This is a genomic window from Cohnella sp. (genome assembly GCF_041641335.1).
GTDB lineage: Bacteria > Bacillota > Bacilli > Paenibacillales > Paenibacillaceae > Cohnella.
In genome coordinates this window covers 1-4422 of the sequence record NZ_JBEPYQ010000172.1, presented here as the reverse complement: position 1 = coordinate 4422, position 4422 = coordinate 1, and the positions used below count along the sequence as shown (strand labels likewise).

The 4422-nt window shown below is 56.2% G+C and carries 5 protein-coding genes and 2 pseudogenes; all 7 read right to left on the bottom strand.

Annotation, left to right across the window (positions count from 1 at the left end; all coding sequences use genetic code 11):
• A partial coding sequence (locus ACESLM_RS30325; RefSeq protein WP_372638426.1) for a hypothetical protein occupies positions 1-248 on the bottom strand: 248 nt, incomplete at its 3' end.
• 134 nt (positions 249-382) lie between these two features.
• Positions 383-646 carry a CD3324 family protein gene (locus tag ACESLM_RS30320; RefSeq protein WP_372638424.1) on the bottom strand — a complete coding sequence of 88 codons (264 nt, stop codon included), beginning with the start codon at positions 644-646 and terminating at the stop codon, positions 383-385.
• 349 nt (positions 647-995) lie between these two features.
• Positions 996-1577, bottom strand: coding sequence for a GNAT family N-acetyltransferase (locus tag ACESLM_RS30315; protein ID WP_372638422.1), 582 nt, complete (start codon positions 1575-1577; stop codon positions 996-998).
• A 38-nt stretch (positions 1578-1615) separates the two neighbouring features.
• Positions 1616-1711: pseudogene (locus ACESLM_RS30310) on the bottom strand (YnfA family protein); the annotation flags it as partial.
• Between the two features lie 58 nt (positions 1712-1769).
• A complete protein-coding gene (locus tag ACESLM_RS30305; RefSeq protein WP_372638420.1) occupies positions 1770-2768 on the bottom strand; it encodes a hypothetical protein in 999 nt (332 codons plus the stop codon).
• Positions 2765-3310, bottom strand: a complete 546-nt coding sequence (locus ACESLM_RS30300) for an RNA polymerase sigma factor (RefSeq protein ID WP_372638418.1) — start codon at positions 3308-3310, stop codon at positions 2765-2767. The genes ACESLM_RS30305 and ACESLM_RS30300 overlap by 4 nt, the downstream gene beginning before the upstream one ends.
• A gap of 248 nt (positions 3311-3558) precedes the next feature.
• Positions 3559-4422, bottom strand: a pseudogene (locus ACESLM_RS30295) (5-methyltetrahydropteroyltriglutamate--homocysteine S-methyltransferase); the annotation flags it as partial.

Here is a 4422-nt window from a genome sequence, read left to right as displayed (position 1 = left end):
AATTGCCACAAACCGGAGCAATAAGAGCTTCCAGGCTTCGCCTGGCCGCTATTCATCCCCTCCCTGTAGAGGAAGGGGACTTCTCTCGGAAAGCCGTTAAACGTCATGACGATCTCTTGCAATTCCGTGTCCACCGTTTGCTTGTTTTCCGGGGTAGAAGATTTCAGCCCCGTATGCGCCCAGGCTGAAGCCGGCGCCAGCAGCATTGCAACAAGCATGACAAGCAGTATCCAGTTGAATCGTCTCATTATTCTCACTCTTTTCCAATGGACATCCTCTTCCCTGCATCAACAGGATATCATATGAACAAATGCTCAACAATCGAAAGAAATGTGTCGAATCAGACGAAAGCCCGCGATCGACGCGGGCATAAGATAGTCTATTACGATTTGACGATGATTTTGCGAATGCTGTCCCCGGACAGATGAAATCTGGCTACAAGCTCGGATACCGTCATCCCGTCCGAGTGCAGCCGGCAAATTTCCTTATTGCGCTCCGCAAGCAGTTTCCTCGTTCCGCTAACCTCTCCCCAACGCGCTCGACGCTCATTCGGCTTAGGGATGTAGATCAGCTCGCCGCCCGCATAGTTCTGCAGCTCCCGCAGCAAACTAGGGGGAAGCACATCTCTCCCGTTTTTGTAGATCAAGTTGGTCCTCCTTTAATTCTAACGCACCGATAATGGATAAGATTTTCTTCGCATATGCCTTAGCCATGTTTTCATTTCTCCTCCTTCTTTTCGAATGATGATTGCCGAAAAACAAACAGCGCGAACGCAAAGTTCGTATTTCCAGTATATTGAAATCCGCTCTATCCCACAAGGTATGAAAAAAGGAGGCCTTGCGGCCTCCTTCCCTAATCGGCGTCCCCGTCTAAACGGAGACCACCTCAGGATGGTAGATCAACTCGATCAGCTCCTTTCGCGCATAATTCGTCGGGCCCGACACCTTTATTGTACGACCGAACGCATCCGGACAAAAGTGAATAAACGGCTATAATCAAACTTTACCGCCGCTGCAGCCGCCTTTCGTTCTCCGATAAGCACGCTCATGGTACCGCGTAATGGCTTTGAACAGTTCCTTTCCGTCGTCTGTAAGCGGCGAAGACGCATCGAAGCCGAGCGACATCGCCCGGTACGTCTCCGGAACCCAGATGTAGACGTGTACGTACTCGGTCAGCCGGAAACCGGCGCTCTCCCAGAACCGGATGCGTCCCGCGTTCTCTTCCTTCTCCTCCGCTTCCACTTCAATGACAATGCCGCAGCAGCCCGGCTTCGCGCCCGCGATCCAATCCCGCAGCTGCAAGACGCAGCGACGGCCGATCCCCTGCCCTCGCCGCGATCGCCTTACGGCTATGTAGTCGATAACCAGCAAGCCGGAGCGGTCATCAAACGCCGTCAGCGCCATCGCCGCGGCTTCGCCGTCCATGCGCCACACATGCAGCGTGCACAGGCCGCGCTCGAACATGCGCCTGACGATCGCTTCGCTCTTGCGCCCATGCTCGGGGAACGCCTCACGATAAATGACGTCCGCCTCCGCCCACAACGCTTCATCCCATCGATCCGTCGTCAAGTGTTCCATATGCAAATCGTCTCCGCTCATCCTGATGTCATTCCTTGTCAACTTCTCGGCGCCCACAGCATGATCGATACGCCGACGATGCAGATCGCGGCTCCGAGCCAATCGGACAGATCGGGCGTCTTCTTGTCGACGACACTGGCAGCCCCGACAGGCGAAGGCTGCTCCCCTTTCGGGAAACAGCCTTTGTTCTTCTTATTGTACCACTTCTGCAAGCTTGTTGCCCTGCGTATAAGCGTATATTCGGACACTGTCGCCTTGCTCCGCTGCCGAGGTGTATATCTCGAACAGCCCAGCAGCTTCATCATAGACAACCCGATCCTCGCTGCCAGTTCCCAGCGCTTCCCGCACGCTTGCCCATTGAAGCCTTCCCTGGTCCTCTTTGAAAATGTAGATTTGATTTTGCTTGTGCGTCGCGACTATCGCTTCCTCCCGGCCGTCTCCGTCAAGATCCCGTTCGTAGGTCGCTGCTTTAAAGTCCGCGAAGGTGCTCACCCCGTTCTCATCCTTCATCACATAGAAGACGCACGCCTCCCCATCGATTCTGCACAGCTGCCTGTCGATCTTAAGCACCTCTTGACCGAACAGCCGAGTCACGCTAAAGTCGTCGCCGTCCAGATAGCCGAAGCCGTAATGGAAGAGCTGGCCGGGCTCTGAAAGGCCTTCGATGACGAAGCCGAAATAGATGATGATTTTTCCGGTACCGTCGCTCTTCGGTAGGTCATCGTTATTTTTAAGCGTGTAACGAAGCGTTGTACCGAATCCCGGGATTTCTTTCTCGTCGATCAGCTCGATATCCTTCAGCGGGATCTGCTCGACATAATCCATATTTCTTAGCGGACTGTACTTGTTAGACAATCCGGGTAAAATGTCCGGGGCCGCCTCATAAATCGTTTGCCCTCTCTCCAGCGTCCGCACCTCCAACGGCTGAAACCTCAGTGCGCTCTCTACTCCGGCTGCCGATCCCTGCGGCCGAGCGGTATCGACGCTCCCGCTCGGCCAGTAGACGACAAGAAGGAGCGCCGCCAGACAAGCCGCGGCCGTTCCGGTCAGCTTCGGCCATAGCCCCGCAATCCGGCGCGGTCTGCGCTCAATCGCCCCAAGCACCGTCAGCTTCATATCGTCAGTAAACCTTTCCTCTTGGAACAAGCCTTCCTTAACTCGTTTTTCCCAGGCAGACGAACTGTCGCTCATCGTTCCATCTCCTTCCGTTTGCGCTCCATCGTCTGGCGCGCCCGATGCATTCTCGACTTGACCGTTCCTTCCGATACGTCCAGCAATTCGGCGATCTCGGGCATCGTCAGCCCGTGCTCCAGCGAGAGCAGCAGCACCTCCCGCAGCTTCAGCGACAAGCTCATCAGCGCTTCCCTGATCTCGCGGACGGATTGCTCCTCCAGGTACGCCGCCTCGGCCGATTCGCCCACTCCGCGCGGCTTCACCCACTCGCACAGCACGATGCGGCGCATGTAGCTCGACTTCATCTCGTTGATCGCCGCGTTTCTCGCAATCGAGAACAGCCACGTTTTGAGAGAGGAGCGGCCCTTGAACGATCCGAAGCCGCGATACGCCTTGAGGAACGTTTCCTGCGCGATGTCCTTCGCCTGCTCCCGATTTTTCGTTATCGCGTATGCATATCGCCTGACGTCGTCGCCGTACGCGGTCATGAGATGGTACAGCTCGGTCTTGTCCATCGCTTCCTTGCGCTCCAAATACTGCAGCTCGACCTGAGAGTCCATCGCCTCACCTCCAACCTATTAGACAATAGTCCGTCCCCGATCGTTCCCTTCCGTCCTCTGAGCATCTGCTCGACTTTGTCTCCATCCGATTGGATCGAATATCGATCAACTCGACGTACACTTGATTCCACAACCGGATATGGTTGTCCAACTTCATGAACTCTCTCGCCGCCCAATCTCCGCAAGAGAAAACCCGCGCCAATCGGCACGGGTAGATAACGAAATCCGTTAAGTTTGATCGAAGCTGATTATGCGTGTTTTGCGCGGGCGATCCGCGTCGCTTCGACCATGTTGCGCAGCGAGGCGACGGTCTCTTCCTGGCCGCGAGTCTTCAAGCCGCAGTCCGGGTTGATCCAGAACAGCTGCGGATCGAGCACGCGCAGCGCGCGGTCGATCATGCCGCTCATCTCCTCCACTCCCGGCACGCGAGGGCTGTGGATGTCGTAGACGCCCAGGCCGATGCCGAGCTTATAGGTATTCTCCTCGAAGCTATGAATGAGCTCGCCGTGGCTGCGCGACGTCTCGATCGAGATCACGTCCGCATCCATCGACTCGATGGAGTCGATCATGTCATGGAATTCGCAGTAACACATATGCGTATGAATTTGCGTCTCGTCGTTCACCGTGCAAGTCGTCATGCGGAACGCTTTGACAGCCCAGGCCAAGTAATCCGCCTGATCTTGCTCCTTCAGCGGCAGCCCTTCGCGCACGGCCGGCTCGTCGACTTGAATCATGCCGATGCCCGCCTGCTCCAACGCCTCGACTTCCTGTCTGAGCGCATAGGCAAGCTGATAAGCGATCTGCTCGCGCGGAATGTCGTCGCGGACGAACGACCAGTTCATGATCGTGATCGGCCCGGTCAGCATGCCTTTGACGGGACGGGACGTCTGCGATTGCGCGTATTTCGTCTCCTCGACGGTCATCGCCTGCTCGAACGCGACGTCTCCGTAGATGACCGGAGGCTTCACGCAGCGGGAACCGTACGATTGCACCCATCCGTTCTGCGTAAAGACGAAGCCGGCCAGCTTCTCGCCGAAAAATTCCACCATGTCCGTACGCTCGAACTCGCCGTGCACGAGCACGTCCAGTCCGATTTCTTCCTGCAGCTTGAT

What these genes read in the sequence shown, in the direction of transcription:
- ACESLM_RS30305 (WP_372638420.1), bottom strand. Translation starts at nt 2,768, where the DNA reads ATGAGCGACAGTTCGTCTGCCTGGGAAAAACGAGTTAAGGAAGGCTTG.
- ACESLM_RS30300 (WP_372638418.1), bottom strand. Translation starts at nt 3,310, where the DNA reads ATGGACTCTCAGGTCGAGCTGCAGTATTTGGAGCGCAAGGAAGCGATG.
- ACESLM_RS30315 (WP_372638422.1), bottom strand. Translation starts at nt 1,577, where the DNA reads ATGGAACACTTGACGACGGATCGATGGGATGAAGCGTTGTGGGCGGAG.